The organism is Streptococcus sp. SN-1 (genome assembly GCF_041154385.1).
Lineage (GTDB): Bacteria > Bacillota > Bacilli > Lactobacillales > Streptococcaceae > Streptococcus > Streptococcus mitis_CT.
Map to the genome: position 1 here is coordinate 2035817 of NZ_AP028929.1, position 20768 is coordinate 2056584.

Here is a 20768-nt window from a genome sequence, read left to right on the forward strand (position 1 = left end):
CAATATTAAATTATATCATATTTTCCTATTCTTTGCCCATTTCTACTAATGTTATAAGGCAAATACTATTCACCCCAAAAGTAGAAATTCTATCCTCTTATTTCACAACAAGCTCATAACGTGTCTTACTTGTGAAGGTTTGACCGGCTTTGAGAATGACTTGGTCTTTAAGGTCACTGTGAATGGCATCTGGCAACGCTTGCGCTTCAAGGGCAATCCCATTGTGCTGTACCATTGGATGACCTCCTATGATGACACTCTCATCCACAAAGTTTGCTGTGTAGACCACAAAGCAAGGAGCTTCTGTCTTGAAAAGCAGGAAGCGACCTGAGTTTTGGTCATAAAGGAAACCAGCATTGTCATGACCTGCAGGAAGGGCAAATGGATGGTCCAAACCAGACACCAGCTGGATTTGCTCATCTTCTTCTGCAAGGATATCCTTCAACAAGGCACCATTGTAGATGTGTTTGACCACATCACGATTGGCGTCTGGAGTTTTTGCAGGAACACCGTCAGGAGCGATTGGATAAATTCCCTCTGTGTTTAGCTGGAAGACATGACGGTCAATCGTCTGCGTGAAATCACCAGACAAGTTGAAATAGCTGTGGTTGGTTGGATTGACCAGCGTATCCTGATCGGTCGTTACCTTGTAGCTAATTTCATAGGCACCAGTTTCTTCAAAGTGATAGCTAATCCAAATCTTGAGATTACCAGGGAATCCTCCTGTCCCATCTGTACGCTCTGTGTAGAGGGTCAGGCCATGGTCACTCACTTCAACCAATTCAAACAAGCTGGAATCCCAACCAGTTGAACCACTGTGGTTACAATTGCTAGCATTGTTGACTTCCAGATGATAGGTCTTGCTATTCAGCTCAAAGGTCGCACCTGCAATACGTCCCGCCACAGGACCTACACTTGCTCCATGCTTAGGACTATTGCCTACATAGCTAGCAAAGTCATCAAATCCCAAGATAACATTGGCAAAAGTTCCATCCTTGTCAGGTGTGATATAGCGCAAGATGGTCGCACCATAAGTCATAACCTCAAGTTGGTAGCCACCGTCCGTCTCAAAACGATAGGCCAAGACATCCTTGCCCTCAACATTTCCAAATACACGCTCTGTGTATGCTTTCATTCTCTTCTCCTTTTACTATTTCTCTCAAGCAAACAAACCATAGAAAGCCTACTGACAATCTATGGTTTATCTGATAATTTACAAATCCTCTTGTCAAGAATTCATAAACACTACCTTATACTCAATGAAAATCAAAGAGCAAACTAGGAAGCTAGCCGCAGGCTGCTCAAAGCACTGCTTTGCGGTTGCAGATAGAACTGACGAAGTCAGCTCAAAACAGTGTTTTGAGGTTGCCGGATAAGACTGACGAAGTCAGTAACATATACCTACGGCAAGGCGACACTAGTATGGTTTAAAGAGATTTTCGAAGAGTCTTACTTTTGATATTCGTGGATGATAACACCTTGTACCACACGGTTTACTGTACCTGTAGGAGACGGTGTATCTGGTTTATTTTCTACCTTGAGTGAAGTCAATAGGGCAAAGAGTTGGGCATAAACAATGTAAGGGAAGACACGGTAAATATCATTCAAGACACCGCCACAACCAAGGGCTACTTCTTTGACATTTTCAAGACCAGAGACTTGATCACTCAAAAGCACAACACGACGAGCAATCTGGTCACCAGCAACTTCACGAACCAAGTCCAAGTCGTACTTACGAGTGTAGTCTGTCGTTGTACCAAAGACCAAAACAACCGTATCTTCGTTGATAAGAGATTTTGGACCGTGACGGAAGCCAACTGGGCTTTCATACATGGTCGCAACTTGACCAGCTGTTAATTCCAAAATCTTGAGCTGAGCTTCATGAGCAAGTCCAAAGAAAGGACCAGCACCTAGGTAGATAACACGGTTAAAGTCTAGGTCAACAAGCTCTTTGACATCTTCTGCATTGTCTAGAACTTTACGGGCAAGACTAGATACAACTTCAAAACGTTCAGCTTTCACAGCAAATTCTGTAGGATCAAAGACCAAGAGAGCTGTCAACATCATAGACGTAAAGCTTGAAGTCATGGCAAAGCCAGCATCATTAGAGGCTGCTGGTTGCAAAAGCAAAAGATTGCGGTCATCGCCATGGGCTTGAAGAGCCAACTCACCATCCGCTGCACAAGTAATCGTCACTTGGTAAAGCTCATCCACCAAGGATTTGGCCAAATCAACAGTCGCCACACTTTCAGGCGAGTTACCACTACGAGCAAAAGATACTAGGACAGTTGCCACATCTTTTTTCAAATAAGTTTCTGGATTGGCAACGATATCTGTGGTCGCAATGGCATTGAAATTCCATTTGCGTTCGTCATAGACTTCCTTAAAGTAAGGTACCAAGGTATCTCCCACATAAGCAGAAGTCCCAGCACCTGTCAAGATAATCTTGATATAGTCATGTTTATCAGCAATTCCTTGTAGAAAGGCTGCAATTTCTTCGCGCTTTGCTTGATAAGACTCAAAAGCTTCTTTCCATACATCAGGCTGTTGGTAGATTTCACGTGTAGTGATTTCTGCACCCAATTCAATCAAGTCTTCTTTTGTATAATGTAGCATTGAATTCCTCTTTTTCTATTAAATATGGGAATGGGAGTAAGCCCCATTCCCATGTATATTCTATGAAATATGTTCTAACAATTTTCACGTCGTCACATCTTATTCATCTTCGTCATCATCGAAGCCAGCTAACAGGTCATTAACTTTCACAATGCTTTCTGCAGCACGGCTCTTGTAGTCCGCATCTGCACCTGTAAGGCTCGCATTGATAAATTCAATCACCATTGGAAGATTCATCCCTGCATAAAGTTCGATGTCACGACCTTCCATGATCAAGCGACTCACCACGTTACATGGTGTTCCACCGAGAAGATCCGCAAAGACTAGGAAATCATCCAAACCTTCAATAGCAGCTTCAAATTTTGCAGTAAATTCTTCTGGGCCATCTTCTGGAAGAAGAGCCACTGTGTAAATGTTGTCTTGTGGACCCATGATCATTTCAGTGCTACCTTTAAGTTCTTCACAGAAGCGACCATGACTCACCAAAATTAATGATTTAGCCATAGATTATGCGCCCATTCCAAGTAAGAATTTACCGATGAATGAAAGACCTAATGCAAGAGCAATGATGATACCAATTGCTTTTGTAGAAGTCATACCTTTCTTACCAAGCAACCAGAAGATAAAAGCAGTAAAGATTGCTGGAAGCAAGCGTGGGAAGATTGAGTTCAAGATGTCTTGGAAATCAATCATCTTTTCACCGATTGGCAATTTATAAGAAATTTCAAAGTTGATCATTGTGGCTACAAGAGCACCCATCATGAAGACACCAAGTACAGATGCAGCGTCAATCAAAGCTGTCAATGTACTTTGCATGTTGTTGATAAGGTTAACCCCTTCTTTATAGGCAAATTCCAACTGTTTCCAACGGAAGATGTCATACGCTACTGCAACTGCAATCCAAAGGAAGATACCCCAAGGTTGGCCAGCGATAGCCATAGTTGCCGCGATAGATCCCATGATAGCAGGTACAAGTGAACCAAAGATTGTATCCCCAAGAGGAGCGAATGGTCCCATCAAACCTGTCTTGATACCGTTAACGGCGTCTTTTGCACCCACACCATCTTTTTCTTCCATGGCAAGGTCAAAACCAGCGATAATGGTATGGAAGAATGGTGAAGTATTGAAGAATTGAGTATGAACTTTCATCATTTCTTTCAATTCAGGAGTGCCATCCCCATACATTTTACGCAACTGAGGCAGGATCATGTAAAGGTAACCAGAAGCTTGCATACGTTCGTAGTTCCAACCCAATTGGAAAGTAAACAAGCTACGTTTGTTGATTTGATTAAAATCTTCTTTTGTAAGTTTGTAATTAGAATTCGTCATCTTCGATTTCCCCACTTTCTGATGGTGTAGAAGGTGCTGCTACAGCTACTTTTTGGCTATTTTTGAAGTGAAGCACTGCTAGGAAGATACCTACGATAGAGATACCAATCATAGACAATCCTTTGAAGTTGTTCACGAAACCAATTTTTTCAGCAACATCTTTAGGTAGAGTACCGATAATACCTGCAACAGCGCCACCAAGACCTGTTACATATGAGTAAAGAACAGTCAACATAGCTGTCAAACCAAATCCCATAGCAAGGTAGTGAAGGTTACGTTTAACTGGAAGGTAACGAAGCAAGATTGCAAATCCAAGACCTGGAAGCATACGTCCTGCAAGTGTCAAGCCATCTGCAACCCATTTGTAGGCTTCAACGAAGTCTACTACTGATTGTACGAAGGCACCACCAAAAGCAAGGGCAAAGAAGACTGGAAGGGCACGAGATAGAGCCCAAGGAATCGCACCAAGCAAGTAGTTGCGTTCAATACCTTTATAGTCAAAGCGTTCGATTGCAGCATCCACACGGTGAGCAAAGAAAGTAGTTGTCATACGTCCAAGAACGTCGAAGTAAGTCAAGAGAGTTGCTACTGGCACAGCGATTGTTGTAATCGCAAGCGCTGTATCAATTCCTTGTGAAACAGAGAAAGCTGTCGCAAGAACCGCACCAGAAGTTGCGTCGATACGAGAAGCACCACCGAAGGTACCAACCCCAAGAACGAACAATTGCAAGTTACCACCGATAAGCAGACCAGTAGTCACATCTCCCATGATTAAACCAGTAATGAAACCAGCAAATACAGGGGAACCTGCAGATGAAACGATCGTCAACTCATCACAGATTTGATAAGCTGAGTACAAAGTGAGAAGTAAAATTTGCCACCATTGTATCATAACAATGACCTCCTAAAAATTTTTTCCTATTTTAATAAGCTCAAAAAGTCTGAAATTGGATCATTTGGAACCATTTGAGCAGTAAGTTTAACACCTTTTTCTGCCAGTTTGTGGAAGTCGTCCACATCCTTGTCTACTACGTTGATAGAACGTGTGATAGCACGAGTTTCTGGTGTTTGAGACATATTCCCAACATTGAGAGTTTCAATTGGTACACCTGCTTCTACCAAACCAAGGAAGCGGTCTGGCCTACGAGCCACGATAAAGAGACGTTGGCTATCATATTTACCAGCAAGAATATTGGCTGCCGCTTTTTCAATTGGCAAAATACTCAATTTCACACCTGGTGGTGTCGCAAGTTTCAAACCACTCTTTTCAACGTCGTTGTTGACAACTTCGTCATCTACAACCATAATACGTGAAACATTTAGTTTTCCAGCCCAAAGATTGGCTACTTGTCCGTGGATTAAACGTCCATCGATACGGCATCCTACAATTGTCATAAGTTTTCCCCCTTTATGTGTTTTAGTGTAGGTTTACGAGTTAAATAAATCTCTTCTCTATATTGGCCCTCTGTTTCAAAGATGATGATGCGGTTATCACCTTCCTTGAGATAGCTATGAGGGATATAAAGTGAGAGGGTCGGGCCGACATTCCAAAAACGTCCTAGATTCTGCCCATTGACAAAGGCAACTCCCTTACCAAACTCAGACAAGTCTAGGTAGGTATCTTTTGGCTCTTGGACTGTAAAGTCATAAGCGTAAAAGGCTGGTTGTCCTTCTGTCCATTCTTTTGAAAAATCAATTTTCTCAGGATTGTCTAGTGGGAGTGGATAGTGTTTCCAGTTTAGTAAGAAGTGCAAATCCTTACAAACTCCTGTCCGAATTCCCTTACGTTGCGTATCCGCTAAGAACTTGTGTCCATAGTTGACACGCCCCATATTTTCTACCAAGATATCCAATCTAGATAGCGCTTTCTTTTCACCTTGATAAAAAATATCTTCCCCAATCTCTGTCTGATATTGGGTTTTAACCCACTGACCATCGACATACAGCTGGGCCCTATCTCGACCATCAATGATACGAAGTCTTTCTTCTTCTGCATCCCAGCTTGTCTCTGTTCGATAGAGTAGATAGCCATAGCTTTGTCCCAGCTCCTCCATCTTTTTAGGATAGAGGCTTTCTACTGGACTTGACAAGCTATCTAAGGTTTCAAACAAAGAAACTTTTTCAACTAGTGGAATCGCGTCCAACTCCATACTCTCTTTGTAGAGGGGTTCCAACTGCGGATACTCTGGGAAATGTGTTGCCATCATCTTCTTGACTGCCAGATATTTGGCAGTTGGATTTCCTTCCTCATCTAGAAGGGCATCGTAATCATAAGATGTAACTTGTGGCAGGTCCAAAGTCCCTCGAGCCGAGCAACCATTCATGAATCCAAAGTTTGTACCACCGTGGAACATGTAAAGATTGATAGAGCCTTGCTCCAAAACTTCTCGAACTGCATCTGCTAATTCTTTTGGATCCCGTGTGATAATCGGTTCTTTCCAACGATTGAACCAGCCATCCCAGAACTCCATACACATGAGTGGCCATTTTTTGCCATGTTCATCAAAGAATTCCTGCATCTGTGAAAAGTTATAAGGTGCCTTAGAACCAAAGTTCCCTGTCACAAAGAGGTTATCTTCGATTAAGGTTCCAGCTTTCAGAGTAGCTCGCCATGGACCATCTGATGTAAAGAGAGGACAGGTTATGCCACGCTCTTCCATTAGCTGTCGAATTGCTCTCAGATAAGCCTTATCTTCTCCATAAGAACCATACTCATTTTCAACCTGCATCATGAGGATATTGCCACCATTGTCCAACAAATGTGGAACCAATCGTGACAAGAGCTGGTCATAGTAGCGACCAACAGCTTCAATATAAGCAGGATCTGAGGAACGAATCCTCATGTCTTTGGTTAAGAGCCAAGCTGGTAAGCCACCGAATTCCCACTCCGCACAGATGAAGGGTGACGGACGAACGATAGCGTAGAGACCCAAATCTTGCGCTGTCTGTAGAAATCGCTCCAAATCCAGAGCTCCTTCAAAATGAAACTCACCCTCACGAGGCTCGTGTAAATTCCAAGCAACATAAGTCTCTACCGTATTAAAACCAAGAGCCTTCAAGTTATAGAGCGAATGATACCAATCTTCTGGAGGAACCCTAAAATAATGAATGGCGCCAGATAAAATCTTAAATGATTTTCCATCGAGATAGAAATCATCTCGTATCTCAAATCGTGTCATATTCTTACCTTCTGACAACTAAAGTTTACGCTTTCATTTGTTGATATATTGAATATAACTCAATATACCACATTTGTCAATAGCTTTTCACAATTTTTTTCATTTTCCCCCAACTTTTACACAAAAAACTTATAAAGATATAGAATTTACAGACATATAGCTTCAAACAGATGGCATGTATAAAAATGTATAAAATCTCCTATTTTTTATGTAAATTAACCTTATAGCCTATTATTCTAATTTTTTTATTCAAAAGACTACTATTCTTTCCGGTTTTATGGTAAAATCTTTAACGGAGAAGGAAAATCGAGGTGAAATTATGGCAATTCCAAAGTATCAATATATAAAAGATGAATTAAAGAACAAAATCATTTCTGGCCAATTCGCTAGTGGAGATAAATTTTACACTGAAGCTGAATTGATCGCTATGTATGATGTAAGTTCTATCACAGTTGTCCACGCCTTAAACGACCTTGCCAAAGATGGCTATATTGTCCGCCAACAAGGAAAGGGTACATTCGTTTCACGCGCACGCAAACACAAACTCGTAGAGTTTTCTGATGTAGAAGTTTTTGAAACTAAAGATGATAAAGTGACCGTCCTTTCTATTGAGCGTGGAAACAAACTAAGCTACTTAGAAAAACTTGGACTACGCGGTAACCAATTCTACTACAAGATTGAACGTGTACGCGAAACAAATGGTGTCGTATACATCTATCACACATCTTATATTCCAGAACAATACATCAACGCAAATTATCCAAATCTTGAATATTATAGCTCTATCTATAACCGTTTCAAATTGGATTATCACATCCACATGAATGATGAACATTTTGAAGAAATCAATGAAATAGCATTTCCAACTCCAGAACATGCGGCTTCAGTCCTCGGAGTCGATGAACAATTCCCTAGCGTTTTACAAACCAAAACTACTAAATTAGAGTCTACTGGTCAGGTTCTCGCTTACAGCGAAACTTATAAACGAGCGGATTACTACAAAATCAAATTCATTTCATGTGACCGTGATCACTAAGAAGAAAGCCTAAGCCTAATCGCTTGGGCTTTTTTCTATGATTATTATATCCCATCAAAACTGTATTTTCTATATGTCAATGAAGATCGATTAAATTAGTTGAAATTTTACTAAAATATTGGGAATCTTTTTAGCAAAAGACCTTTAATAAACAAGAAAAACCGAAGTTCTTCTACTCCAGTGAATAGAGTAATAGAACTTCGATTTTATTTTAATTATCCTAAACCAAGACGTTCAAAGATATCATCCACTCGTTTAGTGTAATAAACTGGGTTAAAGATCTCATCGATTTCTTCTTGAGAGAGGCGTGATGTTACTTCTGAGTCTGCTTCTAGAAGTGGTTTAAAGTCTACTTGATTGTCCCACGAGTAGGCTGTTTTGGGTTGTACCAAATCATAGGCTTGCTCACGAGTCATGCCTTTTTCAATCAAGGTCAACATGGCACGTTGGCTGAAGATCAAACCAAATGTAGAGTTCATGTTGCGGATCATATTTTCTGGGAAGACTATCAAGTTCTTAACGATGTTTCCGAAACGGTTGAGCATGTAGTCAATCAAAATGGTTGTATCTGGTGTGATGATACGCTCAGCTGATGAGTGTGAAATGTCACGTTCGTGCCAGAGAGCGACGTTCTCATAGGCTGTAAGCATGTGACCACGGATAACACGCGCAAGACCTGTCATGTTCTCAGAACCGATAGGGTTGCGTTTGTGAGGCATAGCTGATGAACCTTTTTGACCTTTGGCAAAGAACTCTTCTACTTCGCGTTGCTCAGATTTTTGCAGACCACGAATTTCCGTTGCCATGCGCTCGATGGAAGTCGCGATGCTGGCAAGAACTGCAAAATACTCAGCGTGGAGGTCACGAGGAAGGACCTGTGTAGAGATTTCTTGAGCACGGATACCCAACTTGTCGCAGACGTATTGCTCTACAAATGGTGGAATGTTGGCAAAGTTTCCAACCGCACCAGAGATTTTGCCAGCTTCCACACCAGCAGCCGCATGCTCGAAACGCTCGATATTGCGCTTCATTTCGCTGTACCAAGTAGCCAATTTAAGACCAAAAGTTGTCGGCTCAGCGTGCACACCATGGGTACGCCCCATCATGATAGTGAACTTGTGCTCCTTAGCCTTGTCAGCGATGATATTGGTGAAGTTTTCAAGGTCACGACGGATAATGTCGTTGGCCTGCTTGTAGAGGTAACCGTAGGCCGTATCCACCACGTCGGTAGACGTCAAACCATAGTGGACCCACTTACGCTCTTCGCCAAGCGTCTCAGAAACCGCACGCGTGAAAGCCACCACATCGTGGCGCGTCTCCTGCTCAATCTCCAAAATACGGTCGATGTCAAAGTCCGCTTTCTCACGAATCAAAGCTACATCTTCCTTAGGGATTTCCCCCAACTCAGCCCATGCCTCGTCAGCCAAGATTTCCACCTCAAGCCAAGCACGGTATTTATTTTCTTCACTCCAAATGTTCGCCATCTCAGGGCGAGAGTAACGGTTGATCATGTTGTTAATTTTTCCTTTCTTCTTAAGCTGTTGGGAATAATCTATCTAAGCAAAACAAGATTCCTATTCAAACTCCTCTTTCCCAATAAACACAGATGGATAGTGTTGTAATTCATTGAGATCGGTATCCAATGGTAAATCATAAATTGCTAAATAGTTTTCAGGATATTGAGCAATTAGCTCGTCATATTTAGCTTGTACCTTATCTTGGTCAGCACTAGCATACAAGACTTCCACGACTGCTCCAGTCTCAGCCTTTTCAACAAATGCATTAATGATGATTTGAATCATAGATTTCTCCTAAACCTTATTCTTTTGGTGAATACAAATCCTTATAAAACTTATCATCAAAAGATTTGAACTTATTATTCTGGCTATCCAGTTTACCCCTAAAATAAATATATTCTGGATTTTCACCTATTAAATCAGCAATATTTTTCGTGTTAGAACGTTCTTTAATTCTCTCTACACTTGAGTATACCTTCGGATAATCGGAGCCTATAAACTCTATTTGAAGCATATCAGAATTGAAATCTGCAATAGAAACCAATGCTTGACCATAAAATATTCTCTGTTTATCTTCCACAATTTGTCCTGTAGTATCCACAAAATACTCATTAAGGGAAAGCAACTCACCTTCTATTCTGATATTTCTTACATTATTATCAATTTGAGGATCTTTATAAAGTTCTACAAATGTAGCCACAGCAGAAAGTTGTCTATCTTGAACTTGATTTCTATGAATATTTGTTCCAGAGGAAGTTGTCGAATGTTCGGCAGTATCAAGTGAAGCAACACTTTTTCCCCCATTTACCTTTGCTTTACTCAATGACTTCTTAACTGATATTATTCCACTATCTGAAATTATTCCTTTAGCCACAAAAACTTCCTTATTCACCTGTTCCTTAACTTCTTGTGGCGATATGCAAGTACAGCCTTCAACATGTAGTTCGTCGTTATGAGATGGTTTAAAATAAAACCTTTTCCCACTTCTCCTTTTCCAGTTTGTACATGTTAAAGGAATTTCACAATTATTATCAATACACCTAAATTGTTTTTCAGAGTTCAATCTTCCTTCAAGGGAATATTTCTGCGCCTCAAGTGCACTAATAGTCTCACTCAATTCTAAACTATATGCTCGTTCAACCACGATCTATCCCATCCTTTCGATTCTTTTACTGATAATACTTTCCATCTATCTTTAACCTATTTTTTATTTGCTCAATAAAAGGCTTAAGACGTCTATACGCTAATTTGCCAAGCTCTAACTCATATTTAATTTCTTTCCTTTGTTCAGCAATCAAGTGAATTCCATTTCTATCACTATAAATCTCAATTATTTCTGCTGGCAAATCTTTTACACTATCCTTACTATAAATTTTACCAATTAAATTCAATTTCTCAGCTGTTCTACATTTATCATCAAATCGAATCGAAGTCTTTTGTTTTTTCTTTCTCGTGTAATATACCGTGTGTATTTCTTTACCGTCATGAGATAGTTCAGCTTGTAATTTCAACCTCATGTTTTGTGGGATACATATCTTAATAGGCACATTATCTTGATGAGTTAGTTCTTCATACTCAGGAGTGTCTGAATAGTAGGTATTTAAAACATACTCTAGCACCGCTTCATAGATTGATGCATAAGAAATAATTTGACTCCTAATTTGAAATCTTAAATGTACATCAGTTGCTTTTAGTCCCTCATATAATTTATAAGCGTATCTAACAGATTGAAATTCCTCTATAATCCGTTTTTTTAAATCAAAGTCTTTTATAAAATCAAATTCTTCTTCATACCAATCTTCTTTAGGTAGATGACTTTCACAATATTTTTGAATTTCTTCTTGAATACTTTTCGGTAATGGCATAATAGCTCCTTAAAATTCTCCAACTTCATCTGGCACATCACTAAACAAAGTCACATGCCCCATCTTGCGGTTGTGCTTCGCTTCTATTTTACCATACATGTGGAGGTGGGCGCTTGGATTTTCTGTGACATATTTTTCAGCGACCTCGATATGCTGACCGAGAACATTGAGCATAACAGCAGGAGCATGCAATTTGATAGCTGGCAATGGTGCTCCTAGAACACCCAAAATATGCGTGTCAAACTGAGAAAAATCACAGGCTTCGATAGAGTAATGGCCTGAGTTATGTGGACGTGGAGCAATCTCATTGACAATGATGTTATCAGCCGTCGCAAACATTTCCACGCAAAGGGTGCCAGACAAGTTCAGCTGTTCAGCAATTCGTACTGCCATGGCTTTAGCTTTTTCAGCTAAACTTTCTGAAATACGGGCTGGCACAATGGTTTTTGAAAGAATGTTGTTTCGGTGGATATTTTCCTGAACTGGGAAAACTATCACATCCTTGCCATTTCCTGATACAATAACAGAAATTTCAAGGTCGAAGTTGACAAATTCTTCCAAAACGCAGTCTGCTGAGTCTGCTAGTTCATAGGCTTCTTCCAAGTCTGCTTCTGAACGAATGACCTTTTGCCCATGCCCATCGTAGCCACCAGTCGCAGTCTTTAGGACATAGTTTTTGGACAGGTCAATCTCCGCCAAGTCTTGACTAGAATTCACAACCTTGTAAGGAGCCACAGTGACTTGTGCCTTGTTTAAGAGGAAGTCCTTTTCAAAAATCCGATTTTGAGAAATGCGAAGTAGGTCTGTCCCCTGAGGAAGTTGTCCATCCTTAATGACAGTATCCAAACCGTCAGCATCGACATTTTCAAATTCATAAGTGAGAACATCACAGCGGTCCGCCAGCTGACGAAGGGCATCCACATCGTCATAAGGAGCCACGATGATTTCCGCAACGCGAGAGGCCGGGCAATCCGCCACAGGATCCAGCGCGATAACCTTGTGACCCATATAGATAGCAGAAATGGCCATCATCTGACCCAGTTGACCACCACCGATAATGCCGATTGTTTTAGATGAGCTCATTTGTAGACTCCTCTGCGATTTTTCCTTGTTCTTCTGCAAAATCTGCCAATGCTGTCGCAACAGTCTGATCCTCTACTGAAAGGAGACGGAGGGCAAAGAGGGCTGCGTTTGTCGCACCAGCTTCACCGATAGCCATTGTCGCAACAGGCACCCCACCCGGCATCTGTACGATGGAGTAGAGCGAGTCCACGCCACTAAGTGCACGTGATTTGACAGGTACCCCGATGACTGGAAGAGTGGTTTTTGCCGCTACCATGCCCGGCAAGTGAGCTGCGCCACCTGCACCTGCGATGATAACCTTGATGCCACGGCTACGGGCCTCTTCTGCATGCTTGAACATGAGATCTGGTGTGCGGTGGGCAGAGACAACTTTCTTTTCGTAAGCAACGCCGAAGCGGTCTAGGACTTCAGCTGTTTTTTGCATGGTTGCCCAGTCGGATTTGGAGCCCATGATGATGGAAATAATTGGTTTAGTCATAATTTTTCCTTTTCTTCTTTTTTGATAATGGTCTTAGGTGGTGGGGACGGAAGCAAACCTTCGGTTTCATTCCTAAACTTTGAGCCTAAGGTCTCAAATTTTCCCCCGACCAGAACAGAATCTGTTCTGGTCTTTTCACCACGGCGACCATTATCGTGTTTGGCGACTACGTCGCCTTTTCTTATATCTTTATCGAATCGCCTTGCTTCCGATATCTGTTCTGTAGAAGAGGCCTTCTGTGTTTTGTTTGTTAAGTTCGCTGTAGATGGTGTTTTGGGATTCTTTGACGGTGTCTGCTGTGGTGACGAGCATATAGACACGTCCGCCATTTGACAGCAGTGCTCTGCTATTTTCCGAAAACTTAGTCCCTGCATAGTAGGTGATGATGTCGCCTTCTGTCTTGGCTGGCAACTTTACACCTTTTTCATAGTCTAACGGATAACCGTTGGATGCTACAACCACACCAAAAGTCACCCCCTTGTCCATCCAGGTGATGTTTGGCTCCTTGCCATGCAGAATATCTGTGATATTTTGTGCAAAATCAGAGGTTAATCGAGGTAGAATAATCTGAGTTTCAGGATCTCCGAAACGAGCGTTGAACTCAATGACTTTCGGTCCATCTGCTGTTAAGATAAGCCCTGCGTAAAGGACACCCAGATAAGGGCGACTTTCTTTAATCATCCCTTCGAGGACTGGTTTGACAATGGTGTCAACCGCTGTATCAACTACACTCTGTGGTAAGTGTGGAACTGGCGCATAGGCACCCATCCCACCCGTGTTAGGCCCTTTGTCGCCATCGTAGGCACGTTTGTGGTCCTGAGCTGTTGGCATGATGTAGAACTTGTCGCCATTGACAAAGGCAAAGAGAGAGAACTCCTCACCGTCGAGGAATTCCTCAATAACCACACGCGCACCTGAGTCACCGAATTTATTGTCCAAAAGCATCTCGTGAGCTGCTTCAGCTGCTTGCTCGACTGTCTCAGCAACGACAACACCTTTCCCAAGCGCCAAGCCATCCGCCTTGACCACGATAGGAGCCCCCTGCTTTTCGATATAGGCCTTGGCTTCCTCAAAGTCGGAAAATGTGCCATAGGCTGCTGTCGGAACGCCGTATTTGACCATGATTTCCTTGGCAAAATCCTTGGACCACTCCAGCTCAGCTGCCAATCTTGTCGGACCAAAGGCTTTGAGACCAGCCGCATGGAAATCATCCACGATACCAGCAGCAAGGGCGTCATCTGGCCCTATAAAGGTCCAAGCAATATCGTTGGCTTTTGCAAACTCAATCAATTTAGAATGTTCGGAAATAGAGATATTTGCCAATTCCAGACCGTCCAGGGTCATTCCGTCATTTCCAGGGGCAACAAAAACCTTTTCCACCTCTTTTGACTCAAGCAACTTCTTAGCAATCGCATGCTCACGACCACCCGAACCGACAACTAACAGCTTCACTCTTCAACCTCTTTTGCGAATTATTTACTAATATTATATCACAAACGTTCGTTTTAATCTTGTTTCACTCCGCATTTTTACGCAAAAAAAGGAAAGAAACTGTTTTCTTCCCTTTTGCCTTCTTAATGTCTAAAATGTCTCACGCCTGTAAAGACCATGGTCAAGCCATATTTATCCGCAGCTTCGATAGACTCTTGGTCACGGACCGATCCACCTGGCTGGATGATAGCCTTAATACCTGCTTTGGCGATTTCTTCTACATTATCCGCAAATGGGAAGAAGGCATCCGAAGCAAGCACAGCGCCGTCAAGACGGTCTTTAGCTTGGTCAATAGCGATGCGAACAGAAGCCACACGGTTAGTTTGACCTGGTCCAACACCAAGTGTCATGTGGTCGTTGGTCACGATAATTCCGTTTGATTTGACGTATTTAATAGCCTTCCAAGCGAACTCAAGAGCAGTCGCTTCTGTCTCAGTTGGTTGGCGTTTGGTTACCACTTGCCAATCGGCTGGACTTTCTTTGACCACGTCTTGGTCTTGAACGAGGAGTCCACCGACAACACCTGTGTATTCTGCTTCTACTTCGCTGGCATCTTGAGCGTCGAATGGCAAGGCAAGGATACGCAAGTTTTTCTTTTTGTTGGTCAAAATGGCTAGCGCTTCATCGGTATAGCTCGGTGCGATGACGATTTCAAGGAAAACGCCGTGCATCTTCTCAGCAGTCGCATCATCCACCTCACGGTTGAGAACGACGATTCCACCAAAGATAGACACTGGGTCAGACTCATAAGCGAAGTCCCAAGCAGTCTCGATATCGTCAGCTTGACCAATCCCACATGGGTTCATGTGTTTGAGAGCTACAACCGTTGGACGTTCTTTAAAATCACGGATGATGCGGATCGCTGCATCAGCGTCACGGATATTATTGAATGACAATTCTTTCCCGTTAAGCTGTTTAGCAGATGCAATCGAGTAGTCAGTCGGCAAGGCTTTTTGGTAGAAATCCGCGTCTTGTTGAGGGTTCTCACCGTAACGCATAGCTTGTTTGAGATCATAAGTCAAGGTCAGCTTTTCAGGTTTGCTTTCCCCCACTTGAGTAGTGAAATACTCTGCAATCAAGGCGTCATAAGCCGCTGTATGACGGAAAACCTTGGCCGCTAAACGTTGTCGAGTTTCATAAGTAGTTTCACCATTGGCTGACAACTCGTCCAAAACCACTGTATAGTCAGCAGGGTCTACCACAACCGTCACGCTGGCATGGTTTTTAGCTGCTGAACGAAGCATAGATGGCCCGCCGATATCGATATTCTCCACCGCATCAGCGTAAGTCACGTCTGGTTTGAGAATCGTTTCCTTGAATGGGTAAAGGTTAACCACCACAAGGTCGATGAGCTCAATCTGATTGTCCTTAGCCGCTTCTAGATGACTATCAAGGTCACGACGAGCAAGAAGACCTCCGTGGATATTTGGATGAAGGGTCTTGACACGACCGTCCATCATTTCTGGAAAACCAGTCACATCATCAATGGCAATGGTGTCCACCCCAGCATTATCAAGGGCAACCTTGGTTCCACCTGTCGAGATAATTTCCCAACCAAGTTTTTTGAGTTCTTGGGCAAATTCAACAATGCCCGCTTTGTCTGAGACGCTGATTAAGGCTTTTTTCGTCATTCTATTCCTCTTTCTTTAGGTCTAAGCGCATAGCGACTTCGTTATTTTCTTCTATAAATTCTGTTTCCTGAAACCCCAGACTAGTCAGCAGGTGCTTCATTTTTTCATTTCCAACCACATAATCTGCAACAATATGACTGCAAGCTCTATCCATCTGAGCCTCTTTGATTAGAACTTCCAAGGCTTTTCGACCATAACCTCTTCCTTGGTACTGCTGACCAATCATTATCCGCCAGATAAAGTATTCCGCTTCATCCACGTCTATTTCCAGCAGGAGAAAGCCAACCACTTGCTTATCCCAATAGATTGCCCTCGGAAACACATCTTCATTTTCCCGATAGAGCCATGCGTCAGCTAAAGAGCGTACATTTGGAGCTACGAAACGTGCTCGTTCATCAGCTTCAGATATTTTCAAATCCAACACTGCCTGAAAACTGCTCTCATCTACTAATTTCATCTCAATCATTTTTTCTCCTAGCAATATTGCACAATCAAAACTTGATTTACTTCTTACCTTCTCCCTACTCCCAAACTATCCAGCACCTCCGGATACAACTTGTACTCTGCCTCATGAATGCGAGCTTCAAAGCTTTCGACGGTATCATCAGCCAGCCGTGGTACACGGACTTTGTCTGAGACGCTGATTAAGGCGCGTTTAGTCACTATATTCTCCTTTTTAATCATTAGTTAAACACCAATTAAATGCAGTAACAGTAAAACAAGATAAGCAAAACCAAGGCTAAGCATACCTAAGATATTGACCCATTTTCTAATCTGTGATTTGAATACTCTTATAAAAATTTGGTAAATCAGCAAGCCTACACAGACACCTAGCGTATTTAAAGTCAAATCCGTTATATCTATTATACCTATTGCTAAAATATACTGTAAGCACTCAAACAATAAACTAATCAAGAAACCTGTCCCGACTATTTTTAAACTAGATAAATTAGTTTTTATCAGAGGGAAACAAACACCTAATGGAATAAAGGAAATCAGATTAAATGACATTTCAGCAAAAACAATTTTTCCATCTACTATTAGTGGTTCTGAAAATGGAATCCAATTGATGTACCTTGGAGCTAAGAAAAATGCTATAAATTCAGGATTGGTTTCAAACTTAAATAAAATTCCCCAAATTAATAACATCAGATAGACATAAAATACATATCGAGTTGTTTTTTTAGATTCTAACATTACAAATACCTCCGTTTGAAGCCGTCTTCAACAAGCACTGACTCCAATTTAAAATCAAAGATATCATATGAATCATCAAAAAGTCAATCTGTAAATAGAGCCTTCACTACTTCCGGATACAACTTGTACTCCACCTCATGAATCCGAGCTTCAAAACTGTCAATGGTATCATCAGCTAGTCGTGGCACGCGCACTTGTTTAATAATCTTTCCTGTATCCACACCCGAATCCACCCAGTGAACGGTCACGCCAGACTGTTCCACCCCAGCATTCCAAGCATCCTCAATCCCATGAGCTCCTGGAAATTCTGGCAAGTAGGCTGGATGAATGTTTATAATCCGACCTTCATAAGCCGCCAATAAGGTTGGCCCAACGATTTTCATGTAGCCTGCTAGGCAAACCAAGTCGATCTGGTGTTCTTCCAAGAGTTCGACAAGTGCCGCTTCGTAGTCTGCCTTGCTCTCAAACTCTTTGAGTTCAAAAGCATAGGACAGAACGCCGAACTTGTCTGCACGTTCGAGCACATAGGCGTCACGATGGTCTGAAAAGACAAACTCAACCGGAAATTCTTCGGCAATCACCTGAAAATTCGAGCCATTGCCTGAGGCAAAAACCGCTATTTTTTTCATTTGATGATGACACTTTCGTTTTCTTTCTTGACGATGCGACCAATTTCATAGGCTGGTTCATCCAACAATTCCTTGACACGAATTACATTTTCAGGACTAACTGCCAACATGAGTCCCACACCCATATTGAAGATTTCAAACATTTCTTTATGTTTGATTTCACCGTATTTCTCAAGAGCTTTGAAAATCGGTAAAACTGGAACCTTGTCTTCCTCAATCTCAGCAGCCAAGTCAGCTGCAAACATACGAGGGACATTTTCGATAAAGCCACCACCAGTGATGTGGGCAATGCCGTTGACCAACTCTTCCTTGATGAGTGGCAAAACAGCCTTGACATAGATACGAGTTGGCTCAAGAAGAACGTCCTTGAGTTGCTTGCCTTCCAATTCTGGAAGGACTTCCTCACCTGTGTAGTCGGCAAAGACACGACGGACGAGAGAGTAACCATTGGAATGAATCCCACTTGAAGCAAGTCCGAGAAGAACATCTCCCTCTGCCACTTTTGAACCGTCAATGATTTGAGATTTTTCAGCCACACCGACCGCAAAACCAGCCAAGTCATAGTCATCTTCGCCGTACATGCCCGGCATTTCAGCTGTTTCACCACCGATAAGGGCTGCACCAGCTTGCACACAACCTTCAGCCACACCAGCAACCACTTGTTCTAGCTTAGCTGGTTCATTCTTGCCAGTTGCGACGTAATCAAGGAAATAGAGGGGCTCCGCACCTGCAGCGATGATATCATTGACACACATGGCTACACAGTCCTGACCGATGGTATCGTGCTTGTCGTACTTGATAGCCAGCATGAGCTTGGTTCCGACACCGTCAGTCCCTGAAATCAAGACGGGTTCTTTGACACCTGTTTTTGAAAGGTCAAACATACCACCAAAGCCACCCAGAGCTCCCATAACACCTGCACGCTCCGTACGAGCCACGTGCTTTTTAATCCGTTCAACAACTTCATAACCCGCTTCAACATCCACCCCAGACTGGGCATAAGCATTTTTATTTGTCATTTTATTTTTCCTTTTCTTTTTTTGGGAAAGACTGCGACGTATTTTTAGATGAACAATTATTTTATCTAAAAATACTAGTCAGGTCTCTAGCTTTGGTCCCATAGGAGAAAGCGTCTACTGACAAATGCTTTAGCTTTTAGTCAGTAGTGAGACGTGGAGCATAAGCATTCTTATTTGTCATTTTGTCTCCTCTTCCTTTCCTTTAATGGAGAATCTTTATCCATCTATTTGTAAAAACTGGTCTTTTCTTCCAAACTTCTACGATAGTCTTCTTCATAGTCGTAGAGAGGCGTTGGGTAATCACCGTCAAAGTAAGCGACACAGAGACCGCCATTTGGCGCATCTGTTTCGATCCCAATCGAATCAATCAACCCCTCAACAGAAAGATAAGTCAGACTGTCCGCACCAATGATTTGGCGAGTTTCTTCAACCGTATGATTGGCCGCAATCAGCTCCTGACGGGTCTGGATATCAATCCCGTAGAAACATGGATAAGCTAGCGCTGGACTACCAATGGCAACGTGAACCTCAGTCGCACCCGCTTCTTTCAAGAGCTGAACAATACGACGAGAGGTTGTTCCACGTACAATAGAGTCATCAATCATAACCACACGCTTGCCTTTAACAACACCAGAAACAGCAGACAGTTTCATCCGCACCCCTTGCTCCCGCAATTCTTGAGTTGGTTGGATAAAGGTACGTTGAGTGTATTGGTTCTTGATAAGTCCCATTTCGTTTGGCAGACCAGATTCTTCCGCAAATCCCATGGCTGCGCTGAGGGAAGAATTGGGCACACCGACCACAATATCTGCCTCATGCTTGAATTCACGCGCCAATTGGGCACCCATACGTTTACGTGCCGTATGAACATTGACACCATGAATGTTAGAATCAGGGCGGGCAAAATAGATATACTCCATAGAACAAATCGCCAACTGGGTATCGTCTGTATAGCTGTCATACTGGATGCCCTTGTCATCAATGATGACAATCTCACCTGGCTTCAAATCACGAATCCATTCTGCACCAATGACTTCAAAAGCACAAGTTTCAGAGGAAACAACCACCGCTCCATTAGCCATTTTCCCGATAGAAAGAGGGCGAAAACCATTTGGGTCAAGAGCAGCAATCAACTTATCCTCAAACAACAGGATATAAGCAAATCCACCTTTGACAAGGCTGAGCGCTTCCTTGATTTTTCCCATCAGGCTAGGATTGTGACTCCTACGAATGAGGTGGGCTAAGATTTCTGAATCAGAAGTCGCGCTGAAAATCGCTCCTCTATCTTCCAATTCTTTCTTGAGAGAGGCCGCATTGGTCAGATTTCCATTATGAGCCAAGCCAAACTGCATATCGTGAAAACGGAAGAGGAAGGGCTGGATGTTATCTACAGAAGCTTCGCCAGCAGTCGCGTAACGAACATGCCCAATCGCACCAGTTCCTGTCAATTTATCTAAGTTAGCAGGATTTCTGAAAACTTCTGATAGAAGACCCATATCACGATGGCGCTTCAATTGCCCCTGATCATTGGAGAGGATTCCTGCCCCCTCCTGACCACGGTGCTGAAGACTGTGGAGCCCAAAATAGGTCAATTTAGCAGCATCTGGATGTCTCCAGATACCGAAAACACCACATTCTTCATTAAGAGATTTTACTTCGTATGTCATTTTTTATACCTAATTTTCATTTGCAATCATC

At 42.4% G+C, this 20768-nt stretch carries 21 protein-coding genes and 1 pseudogene; 1 reads left to right on the forward strand and 21 read right to left on the reverse strand.

The window, feature by feature from the left end; translation table 11 throughout:
* Positions 1–97: 97 nt before the first annotated feature.
* From ACAM22_RS09515 to ACAM22_RS09545, 7 genes are all read right to left on the reverse strand, one after another.
* A complete protein-coding gene (locus ACAM22_RS09515; RefSeq protein WP_261053236.1) occupies positions 98–1135 on the reverse strand; it encodes an aldose epimerase family protein in 1038 nt (345 codons plus the stop codon).
* A gap of 314 nt (positions 1136–1449) precedes the next feature.
* Positions 1450–2616, reverse strand: coding sequence for an SIS domain-containing protein (locus ACAM22_RS09520; protein ID WP_369606748.1), 1167 nt, complete (start codon positions 2614–2616; stop codon positions 1450–1452).
* 99 nt (positions 2617–2715) lie between these two features.
* The gene (locus ACAM22_RS09525; RefSeq protein WP_369606749.1) at positions 2716–3120 is read right to left on the reverse strand and encodes a PTS sugar transporter subunit IIA; all 405 of its coding nucleotides are present in this window, start codon (positions 3118–3120) and stop codon (positions 2716–2718) included.
* Positions 3121–3123: 3 nt separating this feature from the next.
* Complete coding sequence (locus ACAM22_RS09530; RefSeq protein ID WP_020902272.1) at positions 3124–3945, reverse strand: PTS system mannose/fructose/sorbose family transporter subunit IID; 822 nt, start codon at positions 3943–3945, stop codon at positions 3124–3126.
* Positions 3932–4837, reverse strand: a complete 906-nt coding sequence (locus ACAM22_RS09535; protein ID WP_369606750.1) for a PTS mannose/fructose/sorbose/N-acetylgalactosamine transporter subunit IIC — start codon at positions 4835–4837, stop codon at positions 3932–3934. The genes ACAM22_RS09530 and ACAM22_RS09535 overlap by 14 nt, the downstream gene beginning before the upstream one ends.
* A gap of 26 nt (positions 4838–4863) precedes the next feature.
* Complete coding sequence (locus tag ACAM22_RS09540) at positions 4864–5340, reverse strand: PTS sugar transporter subunit IIB (RefSeq protein ID WP_369606751.1); 477 nt, start codon at positions 5338–5340, stop codon at positions 4864–4866.
* On the reverse strand, positions 5337–7124 hold the full coding sequence (locus ACAM22_RS09545) for a beta-galactosidase family protein (protein ID WP_369606752.1): 1788 nt from the start codon (positions 7122–7124) through the stop codon (positions 5337–5339). Before ACAM22_RS09545 ends, ACAM22_RS09540 begins: the two co-directional genes overlap by 4 nt.
* A 319-nt stretch (positions 7125–7443) precedes the next feature.
* On the opposite strand from ACAM22_RS09545, the gene ACAM22_RS09550 reads away from it, so the two are divergent.
* The gene (locus ACAM22_RS09550) at positions 7444–8160 is read left to right on the forward strand and encodes a GntR family transcriptional regulator (RefSeq protein WP_369606753.1); all 717 of its coding nucleotides are present in this window, start codon (positions 7444–7446) and stop codon (positions 8158–8160) included.
* A gap of 215 nt (positions 8161–8375) precedes the next feature.
* Here ACAM22_RS09550 and purB read toward each other — a convergent pair whose 3' ends face one another.
* The 14 genes and pseudogenes from purB to purF form a co-directional block, all read right to left on the reverse strand.
* Entirely contained in the window at positions 8376–9671 is a 1296-nt protein-coding gene (gene purB / locus ACAM22_RS09555) for an adenylosuccinate lyase (protein ID WP_369606754.1), read from the reverse strand.
* 63 nt (positions 9672–9734) lie between these two features.
* Complete coding sequence (locus ACAM22_RS09560) at positions 9735–9962, reverse strand: phosphoribosylaminoimidazole carboxylase (RefSeq protein ID WP_261053249.1); 228 nt, start codon at positions 9960–9962, stop codon at positions 9735–9737.
* Between the two features lie 16 nt (positions 9963–9978).
* Complete coding sequence (locus ACAM22_RS09565) at positions 9979–10821, reverse strand: hypothetical protein (RefSeq protein ID WP_261053251.1); 843 nt, start codon at positions 10819–10821, stop codon at positions 9979–9981.
* A 25-nt stretch (positions 10822–10846) separates the two neighbouring features.
* Positions 10847–11542, reverse strand: coding sequence for a hypothetical protein (locus tag ACAM22_RS09570; protein ID WP_261053252.1), 696 nt, complete (start codon positions 11540–11542; stop codon positions 10847–10849).
* Between the two features lie 9 nt (positions 11543–11551).
* On the reverse strand, positions 11552–12625 hold the full coding sequence (purK, locus tag ACAM22_RS09575) for a 5-(carboxyamino)imidazole ribonucleotide synthase (RefSeq protein ID WP_261053254.1): 1074 nt from the start codon (positions 12623–12625) through the stop codon (positions 11552–11554).
* On the reverse strand, positions 12612–13103 hold the full coding sequence (purE, locus tag ACAM22_RS09580) for a 5-(carboxyamino)imidazole ribonucleotide mutase (RefSeq protein WP_101785690.1): 492 nt from the start codon (positions 13101–13103) through the stop codon (positions 12612–12614). Before purE ends, purK begins: the two co-directional genes overlap by 14 nt.
* 189 nt (positions 13104–13292) lie before the next feature.
* Positions 13293–14555, reverse strand: a complete 1263-nt coding sequence (gene purD, locus ACAM22_RS09585) for a phosphoribosylamine--glycine ligase (RefSeq protein ID WP_261053257.1) — start codon at positions 14553–14555, stop codon at positions 13293–13295.
* Between the two features lie 122 nt (positions 14556–14677).
* Entirely contained in the window at positions 14678–16225 is a 1548-nt protein-coding gene (gene purH / locus ACAM22_RS09590; RefSeq protein ID WP_261053259.1) for a bifunctional phosphoribosylaminoimidazolecarboxamide formyltransferase/IMP cyclohydrolase, read from the reverse strand.
* Between the two features lies 1 nt (position 16226).
* The gene (locus tag ACAM22_RS09595; protein WP_261053262.1) at positions 16227–16691 is read right to left on the reverse strand and encodes a GNAT family N-acetyltransferase; all 465 of its coding nucleotides are present in this window, start codon (positions 16689–16691) and stop codon (positions 16227–16229) included.
* A gap of 44 nt (positions 16692–16735) precedes the next feature.
* Positions 16736–16855 (reverse strand): annotated as a pseudogene (locus ACAM22_RS09600) (phosphoribosylglycinamide formyltransferase); the annotation flags it as partial.
* Between the two features lie 57 nt (positions 16856–16912).
* Positions 16913–17422 (reverse strand): VanZ family protein, encoded by a 510-nt coding sequence (locus tag ACAM22_RS09605; protein WP_261053264.1) that lies wholly within the window; start codon positions 17420–17422, stop codon positions 16913–16915.
* An 83-nt stretch (positions 17423–17505) separates the two neighbouring features.
* The gene (gene purN / locus ACAM22_RS09610) at positions 17506–18051 is read right to left on the reverse strand and encodes a phosphoribosylglycinamide formyltransferase (protein WP_261053266.1); all 546 of its coding nucleotides are present in this window, start codon (positions 18049–18051) and stop codon (positions 17506–17508) included.
* Positions 18048–19070: a phosphoribosylformylglycinamidine cyclo-ligase gene (purM, locus tag ACAM22_RS09615; RefSeq protein WP_261053268.1), complete on the reverse strand. Its 1023-nt coding sequence runs from the start codon at positions 19068–19070 to the stop codon at positions 18048–18050. The genes purN and purM overlap by 4 nt, the downstream gene beginning before the upstream one ends.
* A 224-nt stretch (positions 19071–19294) precedes the next feature.
* The gene (gene purF, locus ACAM22_RS09620; protein WP_369606755.1) at positions 19295–20737 is read right to left on the reverse strand and encodes an amidophosphoribosyltransferase; all 1443 of its coding nucleotides are present in this window, start codon (positions 20735–20737) and stop codon (positions 19295–19297) included.
* Between the last annotated feature and the right edge of the window lie 31 nt (positions 20738–20768).

Excerpts from the sequence above, each read along its gene's own strand:
- ACAM22_RS09515 (WP_261053236.1), bottom strand. The coding sequence starts at position 1,135 with ATGAAAGCATACACAGAGCGTGTATTTGGAAATGTTGAGGGCAAGGAT.
- ACAM22_RS09520 (WP_369606748.1), bottom strand. The coding sequence starts at position 2,616 with ATGCTACATTATACAAAAGAAGACTTGATTGAATTGGGTGCAGAAATC.
- ACAM22_RS09525 (WP_369606749.1), bottom strand. The coding sequence starts at position 3,120 with ATGGCTAAATCATTAATTTTGGTGAGTCATGGTCGCTTCTGTGAAGAA.
- ACAM22_RS09530 (WP_020902272.1), bottom strand. The coding sequence starts at position 3,945 with ATGACGAATTCTAATTACAAACTTACAAAAGAAGATTTTAATCAAATC.
- ACAM22_RS09535 (WP_369606750.1), bottom strand. The coding sequence starts at position 4,837 with ATGATACAATGGTGGCAAATTTTACTTCTCACTTTGTACTCAGCTTAT.
- ACAM22_RS09540 (WP_369606751.1), bottom strand. The coding sequence starts at position 5,340 with ATGACAATTGTAGGATGCCGTATCGATGGACGTTTAATCCACGGACAA.
- ACAM22_RS09545 (WP_369606752.1), bottom strand. The coding sequence starts at position 7,124 with ATGACACGATTTGAGATACGAGATGATTTCTATCTCGATGGAAAATCA.
- ACAM22_RS09550 (WP_369606753.1), top strand. The coding sequence starts at position 7,444 with ATGGCAATTCCAAAGTATCAATATATAAAAGATGAATTAAAGAACAAA.
- purB (WP_369606754.1), bottom strand. The coding sequence starts at position 9,671 with ATGATCAACCGTTACTCTCGCCCTGAGATGGCGAACATTTGGAGTGAA.
- ACAM22_RS09560 (WP_261053249.1), bottom strand. The coding sequence starts at position 9,962 with ATGATTCAAATCATCATTAATGCATTTGTTGAAAAGGCTGAGACTGGA.
- ACAM22_RS09570 (WP_261053252.1), bottom strand. The coding sequence starts at position 11,542 with ATGCCATTACCGAAAAGTATTCAAGAAGAAATTCAAAAATATTGTGAA.
- purK (WP_261053254.1), bottom strand. The coding sequence starts at position 12,625 with ATGAGCTCATCTAAAACAATCGGCATTATCGGTGGTGGTCAACTGGGT.
- purE (WP_101785690.1), bottom strand. The coding sequence starts at position 13,103 with ATGACTAAACCAATTATTTCCATCATCATGGGCTCCAAATCCGACTGG.
- purH (WP_261053259.1), bottom strand. The coding sequence starts at position 16,225 with ATGACGAAAAAAGCCTTAATCAGCGTCTCAGACAAAGCGGGCATTGTT.
- ACAM22_RS09595 (WP_261053262.1), bottom strand. The coding sequence starts at position 16,691 with ATGATTGAGATGAAATTAGTAGATGAGAGCAGTTTTCAGGCAGTGTTG.
- ACAM22_RS09605 (WP_261053264.1), bottom strand. The coding sequence starts at position 17,422 with ATGTTAGAATCTAAAAAAACAACTCGATATGTATTTTATGTCTATCTG.
- purN (WP_261053266.1), bottom strand. The coding sequence starts at position 18,051 with ATGAAAAAAATAGCGGTTTTTGCCTCAGGCAATGGCTCGAATTTTCAG.
- purM (WP_261053268.1), bottom strand. The coding sequence starts at position 19,070 with ATGACAAATAAAAATGCTTATGCCCAGTCTGGGGTGGATGTTGAAGCG.
- purF (WP_369606755.1), bottom strand. The coding sequence starts at position 20,737 with ATGACATACGAAGTAAAATCTCTTAATGAAGAATGTGGTGTTTTCGGT.